Origin of the sequence: Xanthomonas sp. BRIP62415 (assembly GCF_003993515.1) — a bacterium.
Taxonomy (GTDB): domain Bacteria; phylum Pseudomonadota; class Gammaproteobacteria; order Xanthomonadales; family Xanthomonadaceae; genus Xanthomonas; species Xanthomonas euroxanthea.
This window is the reverse complement of sequence record NZ_QEZH01000011.1, coordinates 1-1,642: the sequence shown is the minus strand read 5'-3', so window position 1 is coordinate 1,642 and position 1,642 is coordinate 1. Positions and strand designations below refer to the sequence as shown.

1 protein-coding gene is annotated in these 1,642 nt (G+C 63.7%); it reads left to right on the top strand.

Going from position 1 to position 1,642, the window contains the following annotated elements:
* A partial coding sequence (locus EO141_RS02510; RefSeq protein WP_164739032.1) for a condensation domain-containing protein occupies positions 1 to 1,642 on the top strand: 1,642 nt, incomplete at both ends.

The window sequence follows — 1,642 nt, the reverse complement described above, 5'->3', positions numbered from 1 at the left end:
TTCCACGCCGCCACCAAGTCCATCGCGCCCTTTGCACTGGTGGATGCCGATATGCGTGCACGGTTACCCGCGGGTATCGAGGATGCGTATCCGCTCAGTCACATGCAGGCGGGCATGTTGTTCCACAGCGATCTGGATCGGGCGAACTCGGCGTATCACGATATTTTCCACTTCCGCATCCGTGCTGACGTCGACCCGGCACGCATCGCCGCGGTGCTACGTCAACTGGGGCGCCGTCATGCGGTGCTGCGCACCGCGTTCGATCTCAGCTTCGCACCCCCGTTGCAGGTGGTGCATGCCCAGGCGGAAATGCCGCTGACGTTCCACGACTTGGCCCATTTGGAGGCCTGGCAACAAGATGCCGAGTTGCAGCGCTGGATGGAGCGCGAGAAGCATGCGGGCATCGATGTGCGGAATGCACCGGTGATTCGCGCCGACGTCTTCACATTGGGGCCGCGCGCGTTTGAAGTTGGCCTCAGTTTCCACCATGCGATCCTCGACGGCTGGAGCCTGGCGACGCTGACCACGCAGTTCGTCGAGGATTATGCCGCCCTTGGCAACGGCCGCTCGATCGACTGGACCATCGGCGGCGCGTACCGCGATTACGTTGCGCTGGAAATGCAGGCGGTCGAGAGCGACGTGCATCGCGGCTACTGGGAAGCCCAGCTGCGCGACTTCAGCCCTTCTCTGCTGCCCGCCGGTGCTGGTGGCGCCGGTGGCGCGACTCAGCGTACCTCCGTGGAGATCAGTCAGGCACAGAGCCGGCAGTTGCAGGAACTTGCCAAGCGTTGGCAGGTGCCATTCAAGAGCATGTTGCTGGCGATCCATCTCAAGGCCCTATCGGTGATCACCGGTCTGCGGGATGTAACCACAGGGCTAGTCACCAATGGTCGGCCGGAGTATGCCGAAGCCGAGCGCCTGGCCGGACTGTTCCTGAATACCGTGCCGTTCCGTCTTTCCGCCGGCCGCGAAAGTTGGCGCGATCGCGTGGGGCGGATCGCAGCGCACGAGCAGGGGCTATGGGCGCACCGTCGTTACCCCATGCCGTTGATGAAGCGCTGGGTAGATGGCGGGCAGTTGTTCAACACCGCGTTCAATTACACGCACTTTCACGTTCTGGAAAGTGCGATCGACAGCAGTGAGGACGTGACCTTGATCGGCGGTGGTGGCTTTGAGCACGCCCACTTCGATCTGATCGTGCAATGCGGTTGGCGTGCTGACAGCCACACGCCCCAGTTCACGCTGGAGACTAATCGGGCGCGAACGCCGCAGGAAGTTGCCATCCTGTATTCGCGGATTTACCAGCACGCACTGTGCAGCCTGCTGATCGATCCGTTGGCATCCTGCGATGCGCTAGACGGCGTTCCGGCCAGCGATCGACAACAGCTGCTGGCCTGGGCGGGGTTGCCGGGGGAGGGAGGCGTCAGCCTGAGTGGACGTTTTGCGCAGACCGCGCAGCAGGTTCCGGACGCCATTGCGGTGCAGGACGCCGAAGGCACGCTGAGCTATGCACAACTGGAGGCAGCCAGTGCGGCGATTGCCTGGGCCCTGCAGCGCAGCGGGGTGCAGCCGGGGATGCGCATAGGCGTCAGCCTGGCTCGTTCGCGCTGGCTGGTGGCCACCTTGCTGGGCATCGTGCGCG